Genomic DNA, 23,076 nt, shown 5'->3' with positions numbered 1-23,076 from the left:
GATTCAATTCTCTCGACGGTCTCAGTTCACAGCGGACGTCGCTTCGACATGACGCGGCAAGGTCACCCGAATACGGGTGCCGCGTTGGCTTTCGGTGTCAGCCGGGCTGTCGATGGTGATTTGTCCATAATGCTCTTCAACGATGGAATAGACCAGTGCAAGGCCCAGACCGGTACCTTCACCTGGATCCTTGGTGGTGAAGAAAGGTTCGAACAGTCGGTCCATGATGTTCTGTGGAATACCGCTACCTTCATCTTCGACGATCAGATCGACCGTATGCTCGAAACCCTCGGTCTTGACACGTACCGCGCCACCGGCCGGCGTCGCGTCGCGGGCATTGGAAAGCAGGTTGATCAGCACTTGGGCAAGGCGTTGCGAATCACCGTCGACCCAATGGTCGGGATCGCACAGGTTAAAGAACTGTACTTCGAAATTACGTCGGTTCAAGGCCAGCAGCCCGATGGCATCCTGCGCCACTTCGGCCAGGCACACCGCCTCATCGAGATTTTGATGGGCGCCGGCGTGGGCAAAACTCATCAGCGACTGCACGATGCGCGACACGCGCTTGGTCTGTTCGAGGATCTGCCCGCTGATTTCGATGATTTCACCGTCCTCTTCACGCTCCTCGCGCAGATTTTGCGCCAGGCAGGCAATGCCGGTAATCGGGTTGCCGATCTCGTGGGCCACGCCCGCCGCCAGGCGTCCGATACTGGCCAGGCGCTCGGAGTGCACCAGTTTGTCTTCGAGCATCTGGGTTTCGGTCAGGTCTTCGACCAGTAACACCAGGCCGCTGTTACCGGGGGCCAGGGGTTCGTCGATCGCGGCTTTGTGCAGGTTGAGCCAGCGGGTCTGGCCGTCGAGTGCCAGGTGCTGCTTGTGCAAATGTTCGTCGGGCAGGTTGATGAAACCTTGCAACAATTCTTTCCAAGGGTCGCCCAAGGTATTCAGGCGCGACCCAACCACCCGTTGCGCGGCGATGCCGGTGAGTTCTTCCATGGCCTTGTTCCACATCAGGATCTCCTGATCCTTGGCCAGGGAGCACACCCCCATCGGCAATTCCTGCAGCGTCTGGCGATGGTAGCGGCGCAGGGCGTCGAGTTCGGCGGCAAGCCCGGTGAGGCGCGAGTGGTAGTCCTCCAGCCGGCTCTCGATGAAATGGATGTCTTCGGTCACGTAGTTTTCGCCGCCGGCCTTGTAGGGCAGAAAGGTTTCCACCATGTCCTGGGACACGCTGGGGCCCATCAAACCGGACAAGTTGGCTTCGATTCGGTCACGCAGGCGGCGCAGTGCGTAAGGGCGGCGCTCGTCAAAGGGCAGGTACAGATCGCGCAGCGCTTGTTCGACTTCCTTTTGTGCGGCCTTGGCGCCCAGCGGCTTGGCCAGTTGCGTGGCGAACTCCTGGGGTGAGGCGGCATGCAGTTCACGGCGTTGCGGACGGCGTACGTTATCCACGGCGCAGGCCTCGGCGGCGCTGGTTTCCTCGGGGCTGGCGTTGGTGAACAACGAAATCAGGGTGAACATCAGTACGTTGGCGGCCAGCGAGGCAATTGCAGCCATGTGCCAACTGGTGTCGTCCAGCACATAAATCATGTTCAGCAGTGGGATGTAGAAGCCCTGCAGGTTACCGACCAGCGGTAGCAGCATGGTCACGACCCACACCAGGATCCCCGCCAGCAGCCCGGCGATGAAACCCCGACGATTGGCGGTCGGCCAGTACAGCACCGACAACACCCCCGGCAGGAACTGCAAGGTTGCGACAAACGCGACGATGCCGAGGTTGGCCAGGTCTTGTCCGGCACCCAGCAGCAGGTAGAAGCCATAGCCGGCCATGATGATCGCGACGATCAGCGCGCGGCGCGTCCATTTCAACCAGCGGTAGATATTGCCTTCGGCCGGGGGCTGGTACAGCGGCAGCACCAGGTGGTTGAGCGCCATGCCCGACAGCGCCAGGGTGGTGACGATGATCAGTCCGCTGGCTGCCGATAAACCGCCGACGTACGCCAGCAGCGCCAGGGCCGGGCTATTGGCGGCAATGCCGATACCGAGGGTGAAGTATTCGGGGTTGGTGGTGGCGCCCAGTTTCAGGCCGGCCCACAGGATCAGCGGCACCGCCAGGCTCATCAGCAGCAGGAACAGCGGCAAGCCCCAGCTGGCACTGACCAGCGCGCGCGGGTTGAGGTTTTCGGTAAATGTCATGTGATACATGTGCGGCATCACGATTGCCGAGGCGAAGAACACCAGCAGCAGGGTGCGCCACGGGCCTTCCTGCAAGGGCGTATGCAAGGCGGCGAGGGCGGTCTGGTTTTGCAGCAGCCACAGTTCCAGCTGTTGCGGGCCGTCGAACACGCCGTACAGCGCATACAGGCCGACGCCGCCAATGGCGATTAGCTTGATCACTGACTCAAAGGCAATCGCAAACACCAGGCCTTCGTGTTTCTCGCGGGTGGCGATATGGCGCGAGCCGAAGAAAATCGTGAATAAGGTGATCAGCGCACAGAAGGCCAGGGCGACGCGGTGCTGCACCGGCTCGCGGGTAAGAATGCTGATCGAGTCGGCCACGGCCTGGATTTGCAGGGCCAGCAAGGGCAGCACGCCAATCAGCATGAATACGGTGGTCAGCGCCCCGGCCCAAGTGCTGCGAAAGCGGAAGGCGAACAGGTCCGCCAGGGATGACAATTGGTAGGTACGGGTGATTTTCAGGATCGGGTACAGCAACACCGGCGCCAGCAAAAAAGCGCCGGACACGCCGAGGTAGCTGGACAGGAAACCGTAGCCGTACTGATAGGCCAGGCCCACCGTGCCATAGAAGGCCCAGGCACTGGCGTACACGCCGAGGGACAAGGTGTAGGTCAACGGATGGCGAATGATCGCCCGTGGAATCATTCCACGCTCACTGATCCAGGCCACCCCGAACAACGCAGCCAGGTAGGCGGCGCTGATCAGCAGCATCTGGGTGAGGCTAAAGCTCATCGGCATCTTTTTGGCTCTGCAGGATGAAAGTCACGACGATCAGGATCAGCCACAGCAGATAGGGGCGATACCAGGCGCCCGTGGCGTCGATCCACCAATCCATGATGGCGGGGGAAAACAGGTAGATCCCGACGACCAGCAGCAGGACCAATCGATAGATGTACATGTTGGCCTCTGATTAAAAAACTGCGGCGATGGTAACGGATGCCCGGCAAGCTGCAAGCGCCTTCAGCTCAATTGCGCTTCGGCCAGCGTGAGTGTGCGCGGTATCTGCGCGGCATCCCAGTGCCGGATGCCCCAATCCAGCAGTTCCCGCGGGCTGGCGTGAAGCAGCTCGGTGCCGGGCTGCTGGCCGAGGGCGCGCAGTGCCCTGACCAGCAGCGGCGTTGCCTGCTCCGGCATCAGCGGCGGCGAGCGGTAGGATTTGCCCAACTTGTTACCGTCCGGCTGGACGATCAACGGTACATGCAGGTAGCGCGGTTGGCGCAGGCCCAGCAGTTCTTGCAGATACAACTGGCGCGGGGTGGAGTCGAGCAGGTCGGCGCCGCGCACGATATCGGTCACACCTTGCCAGGCATCGTCGAGTACCACGGCCAACTGGTAGGCGTAGAGCCCGTCGCGGCGACGGATGATGAAATCGCCGGCGTCACGCCCCAGGTGCTGTCGGAATACGCCCTGTACGCGGTCGGTAAAGTGGTATTCGAGTTCCGGTACGCGCAACCGGATGGCGGTATCCTGCTGATCGTGACCGGCATTGCGGCACAAGCCCGGGTAGATGCCGTGGTAAGGCTCCAGCTGTTTGCGTGAACAGGTGCAGGCGTAGGCCAGGCCATGGTTGAACAGGTCGTTCAACACATTGGCGTAGGCATCATGCCGCTCGCTTTGTCGGACCACTTCCCCGTCCCATTCGAAGCCATAGCTTTCCAAGGCATGAAGGATCGCCGCCTGGGCGCCGGGCTCTTCACGGGGAGGGTCGAGGTCTTCCATGCGCATCAGCCAGCGGCCGTTGTTGGCGCGGGCGTCAAGGTAGGAGGCGAGGGCGGCAACCAGCGAGCCGAAGTGCAAGTGGCCGCTGGGCGTGGGGGCGAAACGCCCGATATAGGTAGAGGCTGTCATGGGCCGGATATTACTGGAAAATCGCTGAACGCCAGAAACAAAAATGGAGCGTTCGCACGCTCCATTCGTTCAGCCCGGCGGGATTATTTGCCGACCTGTTTTTCCTTGATTTCGGCCAAGGTCTTGCAGTCTACGCACAGGTCCGCGGTCGGGCGGGCTTCCAGACGGCGGATACCGATCTCGACGCCGCAGGATTCGCACCAGCCGTATTCTTCGTCCTTGATCAGTTGCAGGGTCTTGTCGATCTTCTTGATCAGCTTGCGCTCGCGATCACGGGCGCGCAGTTCGAGGGCGAATTCTTCCTCCTGGCTGGCACGGTCGGCCGGATCAGGAAAATTGGCTGCTTCGTCCTTCATGTGATCAACGGTGCGGTCAACTTCCTGCATCAAGTCCTGTTTCCACTTGTTCAGGATCTTGGTGAAATGCGCGCGCATGGGCTCGCCCATGTACTCCTCACCTTTCGTCTCTACGTAAGGTTCGAAGCCGCTGATGTTTTGCTTGTCTTGGGTGGACATGAATAGACCGCCTCTCACTCTTCTAATCCATTGCGCAGGATTGCAACGTCACCGACACCTGCCGGCCCTGCGGCTGCAAGCGGGCGAACTTACCAGATAGATTCGGGGTGCGCCACTCCCGGTTGTCGAGCCTGTCGCGTCGGGGTTGCAAACTGCAGCAGCCCGTCGTGACTGGGTATGTCGCGTCTCGAATGTTGATTTTAGTCGTTTTGTCGGTGCTTGCCCGGACCGCAAAGCCGGCCGGGTAGGCAATAGAGCATGTTTTACCGCGCGGGTTCGGTAGAATCCTGATTTTGTTCTTACCGTTAAGGAAGGCCAATGGCTCAGCCCTACAGTGCGCGCAGTCGCGCCATCGAACCTTTTCATGTCATGGCGTTGCTGGCACGGGCCAATGAGCTGCAGGCTGCGGGCCATGATGTGATCCATCTGGAAATCGGCGAGCCGGATTTTACCACCGCCGAACCGATCATCCAGGCCGGCCAGGCGGCGCTGGCCGATGGCAAGACCCGCTACACCGCGGCCCGTGGAGTGCCGGAGTTGCGCGAAGCGATCAGCGGTCTCTACGAGCAGCGCTACGGCTTGAACATCGATCCCGAGCGAATCCTGATCACCCCCGGCGGCTCCGGCGCCTTGCTATTGGCCAGCAGCCTGTTGGTGGATCCCGGCAAGCACTGGCTGCTGGCAGACCCGGGCTACCCGTGTAACCGGCACTTTTTGCGCTTGGTGGAAGGTGCTGCGCAACTGGTGCCGGTGGGCCCCGAGGTGCGTTACCAACTGACTGCCGATCTGGTCGCCAAGCACTGGGACCAGGACAGCGTGGGCGCGCTGGTGGCCTCTCCGGCCAACCCTACCGGGACAATCCTCACGCGCGATGAGTTGGCGCAGCTGTCGAGTGCACTCAAGGCGCGCAATGGGCATCTGGTGGTGGACGAAATCTACCACGGCCTCACTTACGGCACCGACGCGGCCAGCGTGTTGGAAGTGGACGATGAAGCCTTCGTCTTGAGCAGTTTTTCCAAGTATTTCGGCATGACCGGCTGGCGCCTGGGGTGGCTGGTGGCGCCACCGGCAGCCGTCAGCGAGCTGGAGAAGCTGGCGCAGAACCTCTACATCAGCGCACCCAGCATGGCCCAGTATGCGGCGCTGGCGTGTTTCACCCCGCAGACCTTGAGCATTCTGGAGGAGCGCCGCGCCGAATTTGGCCGCCGTCGTGATTTCTTGCTGCCGGCTCTGCGCGAGCTGGGCTTCGGCATCGCCGTTGAGCCCGAAGGCGCCTTCTATTTGTACGCCGATATCAGCGCATTCGGCGGTGATGCCTTCGCGTTCTGCAGGCACTTCCTGGAAACGCAGCATGTGGCCTTCACCCCCGGGCTGGATTTTGGCCGCTATAAAGCCGGGCATCATGTGCGTTTTGCCTACACCCAAAACCTGGATCGACTACAGGAGGCGGTGGAACGTATCGCCCGTGGCTTGCGGAGCTGGCAAGCTGATGCACTTTTATCCTCCCCTCGAAGAAGGCCGGTTGATCCGCCGTTACAAGCGTTTTCTGACCGATATCGAAACCGTTACCGGCGAGTTGCTGACCATACACTGCCCCAACACCGGCTCCATGCTCAATTGCATGGTGGAAGGCGGGCAGGTGTGGTTCAGCCGTTCCAGTGACCCCAAGCGCAAGTTGCCCGGTACCTGGGAAATCGCCGAAACGCCCCAGGGCCGGCTGGCGTGCGTCAACACGGCACGCGCCAACCAGCTGGTTGAAGAAGCATTACGCGCCGGCGTCATTACGGAGCTCAATGGTTTCACTGCGTTGAAGCGAGAGGTGCCTTACGGCCAGGAAAAAAGTCGGATCGATTTTCGCCTGGAATACCCGGACGGTGCGGCGTATGTCGAAGTCAAAAGCGTCACCCTGGGTTTTGACGGTTCCAGTGTTGCCGCTTTCCCCGATGCGGTGACCCAGCGTGGCGCCAAGCATTTGCGGGAGTTGGCGCATCTGGCGCGTGACGGTGTGCGAGCGGTGCAACTGTATTGCGTCAATCTGTCGGGGATTGATGCAGTGCGCCCGGCAGTGGAGATCGATGCCGCCTACGCCGCCGCCCTGCGCGAGGCCAAGGCTGCTGGTGTGCAAGTGCTGGCGTATGGCGCACGCGTAACGTCGAACGAGATTTGCATCGACCGTCGATTGGACGTGCGGCTCGACTAGATCGCCACCCACAGGCCCTGTTCATCTTCGCGGCCGGGCAGGGCAACGAGGCTCTGACCGGCGCACGGGCCTGCGATGCATTCGCCGCTTTCGATCAGGAACAGCGCACCATGCGTGGCACACTGGATCAGGCTGGCGCTGTCGTCGAGGAAACGATCAGGTTGCCATTCCAGCGCGATGCCGCGATGGGGACAGCGGTTGATATAGAAGTAGGCAACGCCGTTGCGGCGCACGGCCAACAGCTTGCAGCCGTCGATATCAAAACCACGGCTGCTGTCGGGTGTGAGCTCGTCGGAAGGGCAGAGAAACTTCATTACAATCCTTAAGTGCCTTGACGTTCAAATGCAAACAATTATCAAATGCCGGCTTCGCCCGTTTGCTGACCGGGTGCTCAGTTCGATGCCTGGCAGGGATTTTCTGTCACATCCGTGAGCGCTCAAAAGCCCATGCACCTGGAAGGAAACCCTGTTATGCGCCTGAGTACCAGCGTTATTGCGCTTGTTGTCGGACTGCTGGTCAACCCGTGGGCGCAAGCCGCCGAACTGCCACAGCGCTGGGTAAGCGCCGGTGGGGCGCTGTCGGAATGGGTCACTGAACTGGGTGGTGAATCGAAGCTGGTGGGGGTGGACACGACCAGTCAGTACCCGGTGTCCCTCAAGGCGTTGCCGAGTATCGGGTATCAGCGGCAATTGTCGGCCGAAGGCATTATGAGCCTACGCCCTGAGGTACTGGTAGGCACCGAAGAAATGGGCCCCCCGCCGGTGCTGGCGCAGGTTCGCAACGCGGGCGTGCGGGTGGAGATGTTCTCGGCGCAGCCGGATTTGCCGACGCTGAAAGGCAACCTTCAGCACTTGGGCAAGCTGCTCGGAGACGAGCCCAAGGCCAACCAATTGTTTACCGGATATGAACAGGCGCTTGCTGAACAACAGCGCTGGGTCGCCAAGGCCCAATCCACGCAGAAAGCTCCGGGTGTGCTGCTACTGATCGGCCACGCCCGCGGCAAACCGTTGATCGCCGGCAAGGACACGGCTGGCGACTGGGTACTGCGGCAGGCGGGCGGACATAACCTGGCGACACACACGGGCTACAAACCGTTTTCCGTGGAGTCGCTGGCCGGCCTGAGCCCGGATGTGCTGGTGTTCGCCGACCGTGCGCTCACAGGCGATGCCGCGCGCACGGCGTTGTTCAAGGAAAACCCGATCCTTGCTTCGACGCCGGCGGCCAGGAGCGGGCGGGTGTTCGAGCTGGACCCGACCTTGTTGGTGGGAGGCTTGGGGCCGCGCCTGCCGCAGCGCCTTGTAACGTTATCCGCCGGTTTTTATCCGGCCCAGGCTAAGCCTGCCCCATGACCACTCTGGTTAAACCGAAGACGCTGTTTATCGGGCTGGCGCTGTTGTGTGTGCTGGCTACATGGCTCTCGTTGGCGCTGGGCCCCGTGAGCCTGCCATTGCTTGATACGCTGAAGGCGGGCTTGCGTTTGCTGGGCGTGCCCATCGAGGCGCAGGGGCTGGAACAGGCTGAACTGATCCTGGGGCAAATTCGTTTGCCGCGTACGTTGCTCGGCTTGGCGGTGGGTGGCGTGCTGGCGCTGTCGGGCGTGGCCATGCAGGGATTGTTTCGCAATCCGCTGGCAGACCCTGGGTTGGTGGGGGTGTCCAGTGGCGCTGCTTTGGGGGCTGCCATTGCCATCGTTGGCGGTTCGTTTTTCGGTGGGTTGCCGGAGGCGTTCGGGCCGTATCTGCTGTCGCTGTGCGCTTTTCTCGGTGGTCTGGGCGTCACGGCGCTGGTCTATCGCCTGGGGCGGCATAAGGGCCAGACAAATGTGGCGACGATGTTGCTCGCCGGCATCGCGCTCACCGCGCTGGCCGGCTCCGCGGTGGGACTGTTTACCTACCTGGCCGACGACGCCACCCTGCGGACCTTGACGTTCTGGAACCTGGGCAGCCTCAACGGCGCGAGTTATTCGCGGTTGTGGCCGCTGCTGCTGGTGAGTGCGGGGGTGGCGCTGTGGTTGCCGCGCCGGTCCAAGGCGTTGAATGCGCTGTTGCTCGGCGAGTCCGAGGCCTGTCACCTGGGGATCGATGTCGAAGGGCTCAAGCGCGAACTGATGTTTTGCACCGCATTGGGAGTGGGCGCTGCGGTGGCGGCGGCGGGCATGATTGGTTTCGTCGGGCTGGTGGTGCCGCATTTGGTGCGACTGCTGGCTGGGCCCGATCATCGCGTGCTGTTGCCGGCATCGGTGCTGGCGGGCGCGAGCCTGCTGCTGTTTGCCGATCTGGTTGCGCGCCTGGCCTTGGCGCCGGCGGAATTACCGATCGGTATCGTCACAGCCTTTATTGGCGCGCCGTTTTTTCTTTACCTGCTGTTGCGAGGGCGAGCCTGATGCTGAGCGTCCAAGCGCTACAGATTCGCCGCAGTCACAAGACGGTCTTGGCGGATATCACCCTTGAGTTGCTGCCAGGAGAAGTGCTCGGCGTGCTCGGGCCCAATGGTGCAGGCAAAAGTACGTTGCTGGGTGCGTTATGCGGTGAGTTGCCTCCTGATGAAGGCTCGGTGCGTCTGGATAAGCGTGCGCTGAAAGACTGGAGCGGATCGCAGCGCGCACAGCGACTGGCGGTGTTGCCGCAAACCTCGACGCTGGACTTCGGGTTTCGTGTCGAAGAGGTGGTCGGCATGGGCCGCCTGCCTCACCGAACCGGGCGAGTGCGCGATGACGAGATTATAGAGGCAGCCCTGCAGGCGGCGGATGTGGCGCACTTGAGTGGCCGCAGTTATCTGGCGTTGTCCGGCGGTGAGCGCCAGCGCGTGCACCTGGCGCGGGTGCTGGCGCAGCTATGGCCGGGCGAAGCAGGGCAAACGCTGCTGCTGGATGAGCCGACGTCGATGCTGGATCCTTTGCATCAACATACGACCTTGCAGGCAATCCGCACCTTTGCCGATCGGGGGGCGGCGGTACTGGTGATTCTCCATGATCTGAATCTGGCGGCGCGTTACTGCGATCGCATTTTGCTATTGGACCACGGGCGCCCCCATGCCCTGGACACACCGGCACAGGTGTTGCGGCCTGAGCCCCTTAAAGCCGTATTCGGCCTGGATGTGTTGGTGCAGCCACATCCGGAGCGGGGGCATCCGTTGATCATTGCGCGTTGAAATTGAACCGCTTTCTACGGACAGCTTGCCATGGATAAAAAAAGACCCGGCAAGAGCCGGGTCAAATAACCGTGATTAGCCTGATGAGGAGATAATCTGAGAGTCCGAACCAATGGTCTTCCAGTTATCGGCTGATCTCGCGACCAGTTGTGATAATCATAACGATTCTCATTTGTGAGTCAATCTTTGGTTTGAATGAGTCGGGTTTTTTCTCAAACGTTCGTTTGAAAGTCCCATGAACATTGAGCGTGCAGGCTCAGTTAATTTTTCTGGCGCGCCGAAATGGCGTCCAGTTGGCGATTCAGCGCCTCTTTGCGTTCGGCTGGAATGTCGTTCCAATGCACGTCCATCAATGCCCCTTCGATTGCATACAACAGCACTTTCGAGGCTCGGAACCCGCGACTCCTTACGGCTCGATAAGCATCGACCGCTCCCAACCGACGCAAATCGGACGCACTGTGGATGCCCACCGCGTGCAGCCACTGTGCTGACGTCTTGCCGAGGTTTTTCAGGTGTTGCAGCTCATCGTTCATCAAGCCTCCTTGCAACGGCCGAATGGTGCGGTGGGTATCGTGACCAGCAGACCTGAACAGGAGTGTAGCGCTCAGTAGGAAAAGTGTAGTTCTTTGCTCGGAAACGGTTCAAAAGCTTATAAGAATGGCGCGAAAGTTTTTGACGTACTCACGCGCGTGCCCCAGGCATGCCTGGCGAGGCCTGGGGATGGAGCGTAGGGGTTACTTGGTGCGGTAGCGCAGGCGAGTCCCGAAATTGACCGACATGAGAATCTCATCGGCAGTCAATTCAGCCGGGAAGTAGGTACCGGAAATCTGTGCATGGGCCAGGCTGGCGCCTTCCAGCGAGCAGTCGCGCAAATCCAGCCCGCGCAAATCGGCGGAACGGAAATAGGCATCCGTGAAATCCACACCTGCGGCATTCAATTCGCGCAGGTCCAGCCCGCGAAAATCGCCCCCGCGCATGTCGATGGTGACGTCGTTCGGGCGCTCCTTGTTGAAGCCTCGGATATCGTCTTTGTGCAGGAGCGAGTAGAGCGGGGTATCAAGAAGCTTGGGGTGACTCATGATGACGAACTCCTGTTGGATTTATGACGCCATTATAGTGCCACTATTGCTGGGTCGTGCGCCCAGTAGACGACACGACCAAGAAATTTTTCTTACAGGCCCGGCATGCGCTGGCGAATTTGCGCGACCAATGCATCGAGGGTACCGCTCTGATTGGTTTCGACGCGTTTGCTCAGTAGCAGTTCTTCGGCCGTCAGGGGATCGCGATTGGCGTGCTGTTCTTCGATAACGCTCAAGGTGGCGTCAGACGGATCGTTTTTATCCGCCTGACGTTGCGCCAGCCAACTGGTAATCACGGCGTGTGGCGCATTGCAATCGAAGATCAGGAAGGGCGCACCGGTGGCCTCGGCCACTTTGGCTGCGGCGTCGCGCTGTGCGTGTTTGAGGAACGTGGCATCCAGTACCACCGGGTAGCCGGCGCGCAGCACGGTGTCGGCAATTTCGTTCAGGCGTGCGTAGGTGCGTGCGCTGGCATCGGCGGCATAGATGCCGGCTTGTGGTGTATTTTCCACCTGCTGCTCACCGAACAGGCGCTTGCGCTCCACATCTGAGCGCAGGCGCACGGCACCCAGTGCTTCTACCAGACGCATGGCGACGTGGCTTTTGCCCACCGCCGAAACCCCGTGGGTTATCGCCAGGAAGCGCGACGGGATGGTGCTATAGCTTTCCGCCAGGTTGGCGTAGTTGCGGTACTGGCGCAGCGTCGTGGCGCGTTGCACCGGGCTGGCTTCGCTCGGCATGCTGAACAGCGCGACCTTGGCGCGCACGAGTGCACGGTAGGCTTTATAGAAGTTCAGCAATTCAAGACCCTGATAGTCACCGGTCAGCTCCAGGTACTGACTGATGAAGCGACGGGCCAGGGACTTGAGCCCGCGGTCTTCCAGGTCCATGGCCAGGAAGCCGGTATCGGCATACACGTCGGTGAAGCGGAAAGGCTCGTTGAACTCGATGCAGTCGAAGATCACCACCTGGCCGTCAATCAACGTGGCGTTACCGAGGTGGATATCACCGTGGCACTCGCGGGTGAAACCGTCGACCTTGCGCTGCGCCAGCAACGGTTTGAGGCGTTCGAAGCTGCTCTCAGCCCAGGCTTGCAAGGCTTCCAGTTGCGCCAGGTCGGCCTTGTCGCTGAGGAACGGGCGGATCTGCTCGAAGTTCTGCCTTACCGGGGCCATCACTTCGTCCGGGGTGCCGGCGGGATGGTCCTGCGGGACTTTCGGCGCGGTGAGGTGGAAGTGCGCGATTTGCTTGGCCATCTCGTCAATGTGCGCACTGGTCAGTTCGCCATTGGCTTGCAAGGTACTGAGCAGTTGGCTTTGCGGAAACTGACGCATCTTCAGTGCGTACTCGATAACCGGCCCTTCGCCTCCCAGTTGAGGCGCTTCGGCCGTGCCGGTGATCGGCAATACTTCCAGATACAAATCCTGGGTCAGGCGCTGGTTGAGGCGCAGCTCTTCGTGGCAGAAGTGACCGCGTTTTTCCAGATCAGTGAAGTCCAGGAAACCGAAGTTCACCGGTTTCTTCAGCTTATAGGCATAAGGACCGGTCAGGACCACCCAGGAAATATGGGTTTCGATGACTTGGAACGCTTCAACCGGATGAGGATATAAAGCCGGGTTTTGCAGGGCTGCGATCAGGGACTGGCTCACGGGCGATCCTTCAGAGTCTGGGGAAAATCATGGCGGGCATTATGGCCGCTATGGCCGGTCGTGCAAACCGCTGTCCGGCTCATGTTGATCATCAATAAAGTGCGTATAATCCGCCGCCATGACTCGAACCCGATCTCCCCGCTCCCGTAAAAAACCTCCCTCCAGTGGCCTGCGTCCGTGGCTTGGCTGGGCGCTCAAGCTCGGCCTCGTGGGCCTTGTGGTGCTCGCAGGCGTCGCGGTGTACCTCGACGCCGTAGTCCAGGAAAAATTCTCCGGCAAGCGCTGGACCATTCCGGCCAAGGTGTATGCACGCCCGCTGGAGTTGTTCACCGGCCAGAAGCTGAGCAAGGATGATTTTCTCACCGAACTCGACGCCTTGGGCTACCGCCGCGAACCCGTGAGCAATGGCCCGGGTGCGGCAGCCGTCAGCGGTAATACCGTCGACCTGAACACGCGTGGCTTCCAGTTTTATGAAGGCCTGGAAAAAGCCCAGCCGGTACGCGTGCGCTTTTCCGGTGACTATGTGGCCGAACTGTCGTCCCTCAACGGCTCGAAGCTGCCGGTGGTGCGCCTCGAACCGTTGATGATCGGCGGTATTTATCCGAAAAACCTTGAAGATCGCATCCTGATCAAGCTCGATCAGGTGCCGCCGTACCTGCTGGAAACCCTGGTTGCGGTGGAAGACCGGGATTTCTACAGCCATTGGGGCGTTTCGCCGAAGTCGATTGCCCGCGCCATTTGGGTGAACACCTCAGGCGGCAAGATGACTCAGGGCGGCAGTACGCTGACCCAGCAGTTGGTGAAGAACTTCTACCTGACCAATGAGCGCAGCCTGACCCGCAAGCTCACCGAAGCCATGATGGCCATGTTGCTGGAGTTGCACTACAGCAAACAGGAGATCCTCGAGGCGTACCTCAATGAGGTATTCGTCGGCCAGGATGGCCAGCGTGCGGTGCACGGTTTCGGCCTGGCCAGCCAGTTTTTCTTCGGTCAGCCGCTGTCTGAATTGAAGCTGCATCAGGTCGCCTTGCTGGTGGGCATGGTCAAGGGGCCTTCCTACTACAATCCGCGTCGCAACCCTGAGCGTGCGCTGGAGCGCCGCAACCTGGTGCTCGATGTGCTGGAGCAGCAGGGCGTTGCCACGGCTGAACAGGTCGCAGCCGCGAAGAAAATGCCGCTGGGCGTGACCACGCGCGGCAAGTTGGCGGACAGTTCCTTCCCAGGCTTTATCGATCTGGTGAAGCGCCAGCTGCGTGAAGACTATCGCGACGAAGACTTGACCGAAGAGGGGCTGCGGATCTTCACCAGCTTCGACCCGATCCTGCAGATGAAGGCAGAGGCTTCAGTCAACGACACCTTCAAGCGCCTGACCGGCCGCAAAGGCTCGGACGAAGTGGAAGCGGCGATGGTGGTGACCAACCCGGAGACCGGTGAAGTCCAGGCCATGATCGGCAGTCGCCAGGCAAGCTTCGCCGGTTTCAACCGTGCACTGGATGCGGTGCGGCCGATTGGCTCGCTGGTCAAGCCTGCGGTTTACCTGACGGCTCTCGAGAAACCGAGCAAATACACGCTCACCAGTTGGCTGTCGGACGACCCGCTGTCGGTCAAGGGTAGTGATGGCCAGGTGTGGACGCCACAGAACTTCGATCGTCGCTCCCATGGCACGGTGTTCCTGTACCAGGGCCTGGCGCATTCCTACAACATTTCCACCTCTCGACTGGGGTTGGAAGTGGGCGTGCCGAATGTGCTCAAGACGCTGGCGCGACTGGGTATCACCCGCGAGTTCCCGGCCTTCCCGTCAATCCTGTTGGGCGCCGGTGCAATGACGCCGATGGAAGTCGCGACCATGTACCAGACCCTCGCCAACGGTGGTTTCAACACACCGATGCGTGGGATCCGGAGTGTGCTGACGGCCGAGGGTGAGCCGCTTAAACGCTACCCTTTCCAGATTCAACAGCGTTTCGATGCGGGCTCCATCTACCTGATCCAGAACGCCATGCAGCGCGTGATGCGCGAAGGTACTGGCAGCTCTGTCTATAAAGTGCTGCCTTCCAACCTGACGTTGGCGGGCAAGACCGGTACCAGTAACGACTCACGTGACAGCTGGTTCGCCGGTTTCGGTCAGGACGTGCTGGCGGTGGTGTGGCTGGGCCGTGATGACAATGGCAAGACGCCGTTTACCGGCGCTACCGGTGCACTGCAGGTCTGGACCAGTTTTATGCGCAAGGCCGATCCGTTGCCGTTGAACATGCCGCAGCCGGACAATATCGTGCAGGCCTGGATTGACCCGCACACCGGTCAAGGCTCCGATGCCAACTGTCCGGGCGCGGTACAGATGCCGTATATTCGCGGCAGCGAACCACCACCCGGTGCTGCGTGCGGGGGCGGTGCCCCGGCTGACGCGGAATCGGTGATGGATTGGGTCAAGGGCTGGATGAATTAAGCAAAGAGGGTTTCAAGTGAACAAGTGGTGTATTCCAGCGATTACAGCTCTGGCTTTGCTCAGCGGTTGCTCCAGCGTGCAGCGCGGCTCCATTCCTGTGGTGGATTCGAGCACGGCCGTCTCCAATAGCGATCGGATTTCGGCCAATGGCGGTTTCCGCCAGACCGTGACCAATCGTCCGGCACAGGCCAAGCCTCAGGCCATGCCGCAGGATTCGGGCGTGGTGGTGATGGTGCCGGGTGCTGGCGCTGCCGCGTCGGCACCGATCAGCGCTGAGCCATGGACGCCTGGGCCGAGCAGCTCCGGGCCAATCGACGCGACACCGACTCAGACGGCGCCGGTCAATCAGGGCAGCTACAGCATGCCGTCGACGCCCAGCGGCATTCCATCGGCATCCAGCGCCGGTGGCCTGTCGGCTGACGAGCAACTGGACGGTCCGGTACTGGCCTTGCTCACCACCGCTCAGCAACAACAGGCGGGAGGTGATTTGAACGGCGCCTCCTCAAGTCTTGAACGTGCGCAGCGTGTTGCGCCGCGTGAACCGCAAGTGCTGTATCGCCTGGCCCAGGTTCGCATGGCCCAAGGGGACGCACCGCAGGCCGAGCAGTTTGCCCGTCGTGGCCTTTCACTGGCCAACGGTCGCCCCGATCTGCAAGCCAGCCTGTGGGCGTTGATCGGTGATGCGCGCGCCGCCCAGGGCGATGCAGCCGGCGCCGCCCAGGCTCGTCAAAAAGCCAAGGTCAACCTCTGATGGATTCACGGTTGCCCGCGATAGCCGAACAGTTATTGTTGATCGAGCGCGAATTGCGCGTGCAGGGCTGGTGGGACGAAGTGCCCCCCAGCACCGAGGCGCTCAGTAGTGTCGAGCCGTTTTCGGTGGACACCCTGGACTTTCACCAGTGGCTGCAATGGATCTTCCTGGCACGCATGAAGCAGATCCTCGAACAGGACCTACCGTTGCCGAATGCCTCGGGGATTCTCGAAATGGCGGAAATGGTCTACGCCGACCGGCCACGTGAGAGCCTTGGATTGCGCAATGCGCTGAAAAAGTTCGACCAACTGATTGTCGACGCTCGTTAATTGCCTGACTGCCGGTTTTTTCGGCAGTCTTGCGCACATTTCTACCGCTTGACGACATTCAGGCGAGTTTTATCCCTCCTCAAAGCCCTTTCTTCTACGTTCTCATGCGCTTAGTTGGAAAAAAGCGCAATTATTGCTTGACTTGAACGGCCTGAAACAGAAGAATCCAAAGTCCGCTGTATCGGGACTGCCAGAAGCAGGCCCGCTCAGCAGATCATGAGGCGCATATCCGCGCCGACCTGTTACACCCGCAACGCGTTACCTCGCGCTGGGTGGGAAAAGCCCGCAACACTTGGGACGATCCCAATACTTGCTCAGTCAGTGCTGACGTAGTCGGCGACCACCGTCGCTCATGCTCTGTTGAGAAGTAAACCTATTAAGACCCGTCGGTTTTCAACGGACGGTATTCTGGCGTTTTAGAGGTGAACAACGTGGAGCTTTTATCTGGCGGTGAGATGCTCGTCCGCTTTTTGCGTGACGAAGGCGTCGATTATATCTACGGGTACCCAGGTGGTGCTCTGCTGCATGTTTACGACGCACTGTTCAAGGAACCGGCTGTTACCCACATCCTGGTTCGCCACGAACAGGCCGCGACCCATATGGCTGACGGCTACGCCCGCGCCACCGGTAAAGCCGGCGTGGTACTGGTCACCTCCGGCCCAGGCGCAACCAATGCCATTACCGGCATCGCGACTGCGTATATGGACTCCATCCCGATGGTAATCATCTCTGGCCAGGTGCCTAGCACCATGGTCGGTACCGATGCATTCCAGGAAACCGACATGATCGGTATCTCCCGGCCGATCGTGAAACACAGCTTCATGATCAAGCACGCCTCGGAAATCCCGGAAGTCATGAAAAAGGCGTTCTACCTCGCACAGTCCGGTCGCCCGGGCCCGGTGGTGGTCGATATCCCGAAAGACATGACCAACCCGGCGGAAAAGTTCGAATACGTCTTCCCTAAGAAGGCCAAGCTGCGTTCCTACAGCCCGGCTGTCCGCGGGCACTCGGGGCAAATTCGCAAGGCGGCGGAAATGCTTCTGGCAGCCAAGCGTCCAGTGCTGTACTCGGGCGGTGGCGTGATTCTGGGCGGTGGTTCCGCGCCGCTGACCGAACTGGCCAAGCTGCTCAACCTGCCGGTAACGAATACCCTGATGGGCCTCGGCGCATTCCCGGGTACGGACCGCCAGTTCGTCGGCATGCTCGGCATGCACGGCAGCTATACCGCCAACCTGGCCATGCACCACGCCGACGTGATCCTGGCCGTGGGCGCGCGGTTTGATGACCGTGTGATCAACGGCGCGAGCAAGTTTTGCCCGAATGCCAAGATCATTCACATCGACATCGACCCGGCGTCTATCTCCAAGACCATCAAGGCCGATGTGCCGATTGTGGGTCCAGTGGAAAGCGTATTGACCGAAATGGTCGCCGCGCTCAAGGACATCGGCGAAACACCGAACAAGGAATCCGTTGCCAGCTGGTGGAAGCAGATCGACGAATGGCGCGGTGATCGTGGCCTGTTCCCTTACGACAAGGGCGACGGCAGCATCATCAAGCCGCAAACCGTAATCGAGACCCTGTGCGAAGTGACCAAGGGCGACGCCTTTGTGACCTCCGACGTGGGCCAGCACCAGATGTTCGCCGCGCAGTACTACAAGTTCGATAAGCCTAACCGCTGGATCAACTCCGGCGGCCTGGGCACGATGGGCTTTGGTTTCCCTGCGGCCATGGGTGTGAAACTGAGTTTCCCGGACGCCGATGTTGCGTGCGTTACCGGTGAAGGCAGTATCCAGATGAACATTCAGGAACTGTCGACGTGCCTGCAGTACGGTCTTCCGGTGAAGATCGTCTGCTTGAACAACGGCGTGCTGGGCATGGTTCGTCAATGGCAGGACATGAGCTACGGTAGCCGTCACTCCCATTCCTATATGGAATCGTTGCCGGATTTCATCAAGTTGGTTGAAGCCTATGGCCATGTCGGCATTCGCATCACCGATCTGAAAGATCTCAAGCCGAAGATGGAAGAGGCGTTCGCCATGAAGGACCGCCTGGTGTTCATCGATATCAAGGTGGATACCAGCGAGCACGTCTACCCGATGCAGATCAAAGACGGCTCTATGCGCGACATGTGGCTGAACAAGACGGAGCGTACTTAATCATGCGGCACATTATCTCCCTGCTTCTGGAGAACGAACCCGGCGCTCTGTCTCGTGTTGTCGGCCTGTTTTCGCAACGCAACTACAACATCGAGAGCCTGACCGTGGCCCCGACCGAAGACCCGACCCTGTCGCGCCTGACGTTGACCACCGTGGGTCACGATGAGGTGATCGAGCAGATCACCAAGAACCTCAACAAGCTGATCGAAGTGGTCAAGCTGGTCGACCTGTCGGAAAGCGCTCACATCGAGCGCGAGCTGATGCTGGTCAAGGTCAAGGCCACGGGGGCCCAGCGTGCCGAGATCAAACGCACCACCGACATCTATCGCGGGCAGATCGTCGATGTGAGCGCCAGCGTTTATACCGTGCAACTGACCGGTACAAGCGACAAGCTGGACAGCTTCATCCAGTCGATCGGGACGGCCTCGATTCTGGAAACCGTACGCAGTGGTGTCACCGGCATTGCCCGTGGCGACAAAGTACTCAGCATCTAACCCAAATTAGTGAATGGCCTGATGGCCTGGATATATAGAGGAACCTCATGAAAGTTTATTACGATAAAGATTGTGACCTGTCGATCATCCAGGGCAAGAAAGTCGCCATCATCGGCTACGGTTCCCAGGGTCATGCGCAAGCGTGCAACCTGAAAGACTCCGGTGTTGACGTGACTGTTGGTCTGCGCAAAGGCTCGGCCACCGTTGCCAAGGCTGAAGCCCATGGCCTGAAAGTGACCGACGTGGCGTCCGCGGTTGCGGCTGCCGACCTGGTCATGATCCTGACCCCGGACGAGTTCCAGTCCGCGCTGTACAAGAACGAAATCGAGCCGAACATCAAGAAGGGCGCCACTCTGGCCTTCTCCCACGGTTTCGCGATTCACTACAACCAGGTAGTGCCACGCGCTGACCTCGACGTGATCATGATCGCGCCGAAAGCGCCAGGTCACACCGTGCGTTCCGAGTTCGTCAAAGGCGGCGGTATCCCTGACCTGATCGCGATCTACCAGGACGCATCGGGCAACGCCAAGAACGTGGCACTGTCCTACGCTGCTGGCGTCGGTGGCGGTCGTACCGGCATCATCGAAACCACCTTCAAGGACGAGACTGAAACCGACCTGTTCGGCGAACAAGCCGTTCTGTGCGGCGGTACCGTTGAACTGGTAAAAGCCGGTTTCGAAACCTGGTTGAAGCTGGCTACGCGCCGGAAATGGCCTACTTCGAATGCTTGCACGAACTGAAACTGATCGTTGACCTCATGTACGAAGGCGGTATCGCCAACATGAACTACTCGATCTCCAACAACGCCGAGTACGGCGAGTACGTGACTGGCCCGGAAGTGATCAACGCCGAGTCCCGTCAGGCCATGCGCAACGCCCTGAAACGTATTCAGGACGGCGAATACGCCAAAATGTTCATCAGCGAAGGCGCTACCGGCTACCCTTCGATGACCGCCAAGCGTCGTAACAACGCTGCTCACGGTATCGAAGTGATCGGCGAGCAACTGCGCTCCATGATGCCGTGGATCGGTGCCAACAAGATCGTCGACAAAGCCAAAAACTAAGTCGTACGCATCAACAGAAAACGCGGCTTAGGCCGCGTTTTTTCGTTTGCAAGGCGGGTTCTGGTATAAAGCTGCATCGTTTGCGGGCGAACGCGCACCGCATGTATTTGTCGAACTTTTTCAAACCGTTGCAAGGTAAAGTCCATGAGCGAACGTCCCGAAGAGCCAAACCAGGCTTCTGACGCCGAAAGCCTGCTGCCGATCGATGAGCATGTCGAAGAAGGGCATGACGCGGAAGGCCGCAAGGTCCGGCATCGTGGCATCTATCTTTTGCCCAACCTGTTCACCACGGCGAACCTGTTTGCCGGGTTCTATTCCATCATCAACTCCATGAGTGCCCAGAGCGCGCTCGCGGCGGGTGATGCGGCGAGTGCCAGCAAGTATTTCGGCTTTGCCGCCATCGCCATCTTCGTGGCCATGGTGCTTGATGGCCTGGATGGTCGTGTGGCGCGCATGACCAATACCCAAAGTGCTTTCGGTGCCGAGTACGACTCGCTGTCGGACATGGTGGCGTTTGGTGTTGCACCCGCATTGCTGGCGTTTGCCTGGGCATTGGGTGATATGGGCAAGGTGGGTTGGATGGTTGCCTTCATCTATGTGGCGGGTGCTGCCTTGCGCTTGGCGCGCTTCAATACTCAGGTGGGCACTGCCGACAAACGTTACTTCATTGGTCTTGCCAGCCCTGCGGCTGCAGGAGTGGTGGCGGGTATCGTCTGGGCATTCAGTGACTACGGCATCCAGGGGTCGAAAATGTCATTCCTGGTGGCCTTGATGGTGGCGGCGGCTGGCATGCTGATGGTCAGCAACATCAAGTACAACAGCTTCAAGGAGCTCGACCTCAAGGGGCGGGTGCCGTTCGTGGCGATCCTGGTGGTGGTGTTGGTGTTCGCCGTGGTGTTCAGTGATCCGCCGCGCATTCTGCTGCTGGCATTCCTTGTCTATGCCGCTTCCGGGCCGATTCAATATTTGCTGCATCTGCGCCGGGACAAAACATTGCCTTAATGTAATTTCCCCCATACTCCGCAGTCTATTGATGCACCTGTCCTCCAATGCTGCGGAGTTGCCATGTTAATCAAATTGCCCAAAGCGTCCGATTGCCACGAATCGGATGTCACACCTGAATCCTTCTATCTTTCTCGCCGCAGCTTGCTCGGTGGTGCGCTTGCCGGTATTGCTGCCAGCAGCTTGCCGCGCTGGGCCAGTGCAGACGAGGCTGCGCGTTATGCCGATGTTGAGCGGGGCAAGGCGCCGAATTGGTTTGCCGAGAAACTGCCCACAACGAAATGGCAGGCGGTGACGGTCAAGGATGAGGCGATCACGCCGTTCAAGGATGCAACCCACTACAATAACTTCTATGAGTTCGGCACGGACAAGGGCGACCCGGCGAAAAATGCGGGCTCACTCAAGACTGAACCCTGGAGTGTGGTGATTGATGGAGAGGTCGCAAAGCCTGGGCGTTATGCCTTGGAAGACTTCATGAAGCCCTATCAGTTGGAAGAGCGGATCTACCGGTTGCGTTGTGTCGAGGCCTGGTCGATGGTTATTCCGTGGATGGGTTTTCCAATCTCCGCCTTGCTCAAGCAGGTCGAACCGACCTCCAAGGCCAAGTACATCCGTTTTGAAACGCTCCAGGATCCTAAGAGCATGCCGGGACAGCGTTCGAGTTTCGGCTTGATCGACTGGCCTTATGTAGAAGGGTTGCGTCTGGATGAAGCGATGAACCCGCTGGCGATTTTGGCGGTTGGCATGTATGGGCGGGAGTTGCCCAATCAGAACGGCGCGCCGTTGCGGCTGGTCGTGCCGTGGAAGTATGGGTTCAAGAGCGTAAAGTCCATCGTGCGGATCAGTCTTGTCAGTGAGCAGCCTAAAACCACCTGGCAGAGCATTGCGGCGGATGAATACGGGTTCTATGCGAACGTGAACCCTACGGTCGATCACCCACGCTGGACTCAGGCGCGGGAACGTCGTTTGCCGAGCGGCCTATTCAGCCCCAATGTACGCGAGACGCAGATGTTCAACGGCTACTCGGATGAAGTCGCCTCTCTCTATACCGGTCTCGATCTGCGGAAGAACTATTGATGCGTTACCCCATCTGGCGCATTGGTGTCTTTATCGCCGCCGCCCTGTGGCCGTTGTTGTGGCTATATGAAGCGTGGAGTTTTGCCTTGGGACCTGACCCAGGCAAAGTATTGGTTGATCGATTGGGCTTGGGCACGTTGATTCTGTTGCTGATCACCTTATGTATGACGCCGTTGCAGAAGTTGAGCGGCTGGGCGGGGTGGATCGCAGTGCGCCGACAGCTTGGCTTGTGGTGCTTTGCCTATGTGGTGCTGCACTTGGCGGCCTATTGCGTATTCGTCCTGGGGCTTGATTGGTCGCAGTTGGGCGTGGAGCTGCGCAAGCGGCCCTACATTATTGTGGGTGCATTGGGTTTCTTGTCGTTATTGGTGTTGGCCGTCACGTCTAACCGTTATAGCCAGCGACGGCTGGGCAGTCGATGGAAGAAGTTGCATCGCCTGGTCTATGTGATTCTGGGGCTTGGGTTGCTGCACATGCTGTGGATTGTGCGGGCTGATCTGAAGGAGTGGGCTATCTATGCTTCTATAGGTGCGCTGCTGCTGGTGCTGCGTATACCGTCCTTGATGCGCCGAATTCCTCGTCTCATTACGAAAAAAGCGCCTTCCGCAACAAAAGCGTAATTAACGCTTGACCACAGATTCTGGAAGCCTATAATTCGCCCCACTTCCGGCGCAGTCGAAACGGAAAACTCCTTGGTAAACAATGAGTTAAGTAGTTTTCGACAGCAAGTTGCTCAGTTCATCGAAGCCAAAAGGAAGTTGAAAAAGAGGTGTTGACAGCGGCGTGTAACGCTGTAGAATTCGCCTCCCGCTGACGAGAGATCGAAAGCGCAAGTGGTTGAAGTTGTTGAAGAAATCTTCGAAAGCTTCTGAAAATAACCACTTGACAGCAAATGAGGCTGCTGTAGAATGCGCGCCTCGGTTGAGACGAAACATCTTAACCAACCGCTCTTTAACAACTGAATCAAGCAATTCGTGTGGGTGCTTGTGGAGTCAGACTGATAGTCAACAAGATTATCAGCATCACAAGTTACTCCGCGAGAAATCAAAGAATAACCAACGATTGCTGAGCCAAGTTTAGGG

At 59.4% G+C, this 23,076-nt stretch carries 21 protein-coding genes and 2 pseudogenes; 14 read left to right on the top strand and 9 right to left on the bottom strand.

The features are described from left to right. Nucleotides 1–21 precede the first annotated feature (21 nt). From JWR98_RS01245 to dksA, 4 genes are all read right to left on the bottom strand, one after another. Complete coding sequence (locus tag JWR98_RS01245; protein WP_179119956.1) at nucleotides 22–2,976, bottom strand: sensor histidine kinase; 2,955 nt, start codon at nucleotides 2,974–2,976, stop codon at nucleotides 22–24. Then, complete coding sequence (locus JWR98_RS01240) at nucleotides 2,960–3,136, bottom strand: hypothetical protein (RefSeq protein ID WP_003176118.1); 177 nt, start codon at nucleotides 3,134–3,136, stop codon at nucleotides 2,960–2,962. The genes JWR98_RS01245 and JWR98_RS01240 overlap by 17 nt, the downstream gene beginning before the upstream one ends. 62 nt (nucleotides 3,137–3,198) lie before the next feature. After that, nucleotides 3,199–4,086 (bottom strand): tRNA glutamyl-Q(34) synthetase GluQRS, encoded by an 888-nt coding sequence (gene gluQRS / locus JWR98_RS01235; protein ID WP_205489154.1) that lies wholly within the window; start codon nucleotides 4,084–4,086, stop codon nucleotides 3,199–3,201. An 83-nt stretch (nucleotides 4,087–4,169) separates the two neighbouring features. Continuing rightward, the gene (dksA, locus tag JWR98_RS01230; RefSeq protein ID WP_003176116.1) at nucleotides 4,170–4,601 is read right to left on the bottom strand and encodes an RNA polymerase-binding protein DksA; all 432 of its coding nucleotides are present in this window, start codon (nucleotides 4,599–4,601) and stop codon (nucleotides 4,170–4,172) included. A gap of 318 nt (nucleotides 4,602–4,919) precedes the next feature. Between dksA and JWR98_RS01225 the strand changes: the two are divergent. Further along, nucleotides 4,920–6,086: pseudogene (locus JWR98_RS01225) on the top strand (pyridoxal phosphate-dependent aminotransferase); the annotation flags it as partial. Between the two features lie 4 nt (nucleotides 6,087–6,090). Further along, nucleotides 6,091–6,801: a DNA/RNA nuclease SfsA gene (gene sfsA / locus JWR98_RS01220; protein WP_078734676.1), complete on the top strand. Its 711-nt coding sequence runs from the start codon at nucleotides 6,091–6,093 to the stop codon at nucleotides 6,799–6,801. Here the strand turns inward: sfsA and JWR98_RS01215 are convergent. Next, nucleotides 6,798–7,115, bottom strand: a complete 318-nt coding sequence (locus JWR98_RS01215) for a Rieske (2Fe-2S) protein (protein ID WP_078734675.1) — start codon at nucleotides 7,113–7,115, stop codon at nucleotides 6,798–6,800. The genes sfsA and JWR98_RS01215 overlap by 4 nt on opposite strands. 156 nt (nucleotides 7,116–7,271) lie before the next feature. On the opposite strand from JWR98_RS01215, the gene JWR98_RS01210 reads away from it, so the two are divergent. The 3 genes from JWR98_RS01210 to JWR98_RS01200 are packed head-to-tail and all read left to right on the top strand — an operon-like array spanning nucleotide 7,272 to nucleotide 9,951. Further along, on the top strand, nucleotides 7,272–8,150 hold the full coding sequence (locus tag JWR98_RS01210; protein WP_205489153.1) for a heme/hemin ABC transporter substrate-binding protein: 879 nt from the start codon (nucleotides 7,272–7,274) through the stop codon (nucleotides 8,148–8,150). 50 nt (nucleotides 8,151–8,200) lie between these two features. Next, entirely contained in the window at nucleotides 8,201–9,184 is a 984-nt protein-coding gene (locus JWR98_RS01205) for an iron chelate uptake ABC transporter family permease subunit (protein WP_205489196.1), read from the top strand. Continuing rightward, nucleotides 9,184–9,951, top strand: coding sequence for a heme ABC transporter ATP-binding protein (locus tag JWR98_RS01200; protein ID WP_078734672.1), 768 nt, complete (start codon nucleotides 9,184–9,186; stop codon nucleotides 9,949–9,951). The genes JWR98_RS01205 and JWR98_RS01200 overlap by 1 nt, the downstream gene beginning before the upstream one ends. Before the next feature lie 260 nt (nucleotides 9,952–10,211). On the opposite strand, the gene JWR98_RS01195 is transcribed toward JWR98_RS01200, so the two are convergent. The 3 genes from JWR98_RS01195 to JWR98_RS01185 form a co-directional block, all read right to left on the bottom strand. Then, entirely contained in the window at nucleotides 10,212–10,484 is a 273-nt protein-coding gene (locus JWR98_RS01195) for a TfoX/Sxy family protein (protein ID WP_003176109.1), read from the bottom strand. Nucleotides 10,485–10,685: 201 nt separating this feature from the next. Continuing rightward, nucleotides 10,686–11,030 carry a pentapeptide repeat-containing protein gene (locus JWR98_RS01190; RefSeq protein WP_078734671.1) on the bottom strand — a complete coding sequence of 115 codons (345 nt, stop codon included), beginning with the start codon at nucleotides 11,028–11,030 and terminating at the stop codon, nucleotides 10,686–10,688. Between the two features lie 92 nt (nucleotides 11,031–11,122). After that, nucleotides 11,123–12,679: an AAA family ATPase gene (locus JWR98_RS01185; protein ID WP_205489152.1), complete on the bottom strand. Its 1,557-nt coding sequence runs from the start codon at nucleotides 12,677–12,679 to the stop codon at nucleotides 11,123–11,125. A 118-nt stretch (nucleotides 12,680–12,797) separates the two neighbouring features. Here JWR98_RS01185 and mrcB point away from each other — a divergent pair, with 118 nt between their 5' ends. The 9 genes and pseudogenes from mrcB to msrQ all read left to right on the top strand — a co-directional run bounded on the left by mrcB (nucleotide 12,798) and on the right by msrQ (nucleotide 22,614). Then, entirely contained in the window at nucleotides 12,798–15,122 is a 2,325-nt protein-coding gene (gene mrcB / locus JWR98_RS01180) for a penicillin-binding protein 1B (protein ID WP_078734669.1), read from the top strand. A gap of 16 nt (nucleotides 15,123–15,138) precedes the next feature. Next, the gene (locus JWR98_RS01175; RefSeq protein ID WP_078734668.1) at nucleotides 15,139–15,873 is read left to right on the top strand and encodes a tetratricopeptide repeat protein; all 735 of its coding nucleotides are present in this window, start codon (nucleotides 15,139–15,141) and stop codon (nucleotides 15,871–15,873) included. Next, nucleotides 15,873–16,202 (top strand): YqcC family protein, encoded by a 330-nt coding sequence (locus JWR98_RS01170; RefSeq protein ID WP_078734667.1) that lies wholly within the window; start codon nucleotides 15,873–15,875, stop codon nucleotides 16,200–16,202. The genes JWR98_RS01175 and JWR98_RS01170 overlap by 1 nt, the downstream gene beginning before the upstream one ends. Nucleotides 16,203–16,633: 431 nt before the next feature. Further along, a complete protein-coding gene (locus JWR98_RS01165; RefSeq protein ID WP_003176103.1) occupies nucleotides 16,634–18,358 on the top strand; it encodes an acetolactate synthase 3 large subunit in 1,725 nt (574 codons plus the stop codon). Between the two features lie 2 nt (nucleotides 18,359–18,360). Next, nucleotides 18,361–18,852, top strand: a complete 492-nt coding sequence (ilvN, locus tag JWR98_RS01160; RefSeq protein ID WP_003176102.1) for an acetolactate synthase small subunit — start codon at nucleotides 18,361–18,363, stop codon at nucleotides 18,850–18,852. Between the two features lie 47 nt (nucleotides 18,853–18,899). Further along, nucleotides 18,900–19,915, top strand: a pseudogene (gene ilvC / locus JWR98_RS01155) (ketol-acid reductoisomerase). A gap of 144 nt (nucleotides 19,916–20,059) precedes the next feature. Then, the gene (gene pssA, locus JWR98_RS01150; protein WP_003176097.1) at nucleotides 20,060–20,917 is read left to right on the top strand and encodes a CDP-diacylglycerol--serine O-phosphatidyltransferase; all 858 of its coding nucleotides are present in this window, start codon (nucleotides 20,060–20,062) and stop codon (nucleotides 20,915–20,917) included. A 63-nt stretch (nucleotides 20,918–20,980) separates the two neighbouring features. After that, complete coding sequence (msrP, locus tag JWR98_RS01145; RefSeq protein WP_205489151.1) at nucleotides 20,981–21,994, top strand: protein-methionine-sulfoxide reductase catalytic subunit MsrP; 1,014 nt, start codon at nucleotides 20,981–20,983, stop codon at nucleotides 21,992–21,994. Next, complete coding sequence (gene msrQ / locus JWR98_RS01140; protein ID WP_205489150.1) at nucleotides 21,994–22,614, top strand: protein-methionine-sulfoxide reductase heme-binding subunit MsrQ; 621 nt, start codon at nucleotides 21,994–21,996, stop codon at nucleotides 22,612–22,614. Before msrP ends, msrQ begins: the two co-directional genes overlap by 1 nt. Before the next feature lie 113 nt (nucleotides 22,615–22,727). Here the strand turns inward: msrQ and JWR98_RS01135 are convergent. Next, the coding region (locus tag JWR98_RS01135) for a hypothetical protein (protein ID WP_225908496.1) at nucleotides 22,728–23,076 on the bottom strand (349 nt) is incomplete at its 5' end.

The sequence above is a fragment of the Pseudomonas lactucae genome (genome assembly GCF_016937615.1).
In the GTDB taxonomy this organism is placed as follows: domain Bacteria; phylum Pseudomonadota; class Gammaproteobacteria; order Pseudomonadales; family Pseudomonadaceae; genus Aquipseudomonas; species Aquipseudomonas lactucae.
Note: the sequence above shows the minus strand (reverse complement) of the source record. Positions and strands in the feature narration are given on the sequence as shown.